Annotated in this window: 1 protein-coding gene and 1 pseudogene; both read left to right on the top strand. The window is 57.6% G+C overall.

Annotation, left to right across the window (positions count from 1 at the left end):
- On the top strand, positions 1 to 345 hold a 345-nt coding region (locus tag ACX3P1_RS28335; protein WP_459083159.1), incomplete at its 5' end, for a phage major capsid protein.
- Between the two features lie 3 nt (positions 346 to 348).
- A pseudogene (locus tag ACX3P1_RS28330) lies at positions 349 to 606 on the top strand (hypothetical protein); the annotation flags it as partial.

The raw sequence follows: 606 nt of genomic DNA, 5'->3' as shown, positions 1-606 counted from the left end.
TGGCTCATGAACCGCAAGACCATGCGCGTTGTGCGCGGCCTTCGCGACAGTGATGGCAATCTGCTTTGGCAGGCTGGCCTTCAGGCTGGACAGCCCGGCCTATTGCTCGGCAAGCCGGTCTATGAGGCCGACCACATGCCGGACGTGGCTGAAGACGCGACCCCGATCATTTTCGGTGATTTCAATCGCGGCTATCTGATCACCGACCGCGTCACCTTTGAGCCGAATGTCGATTACCAGACCAAATACGCCAATGACATTGTGGTGTTTGGTGGCCGTCGCCGTGTCGGTGGCAAGGTGGTTATGGGCGAAGCCCTCGCTAAGCTTCTGATTAACGCGGCCTAAGCCATGACCATGCGGCTCGCATATGACGACATCGTAATTTCGCACGGCAGCAATGCCGTGCGTCTCATGCCGTCTTTGCGGGCCGCATATCGCCTTCAGCATAAGCACGGCGTTGGTAAACTGGTCCGCGCGGTCAATGAGGGTAACCTGACCATCATCTATGACATTCTCGCCGAAGGCGGTGGCGACGCTGCTTGCACCGTTCTTGAACGCAAGATGCAAATGCATCTCGGCAAGGCCCTTCAAGAGCTTCAAGACCCG

It is taken from the genome of Mesorhizobium sp. A623 (assembly GCF_054489405.1).
The sequence above is the reverse complement of the archived record's forward strand: the minus strand, read 5'-3'. Positions and strand labels throughout refer to the sequence as shown.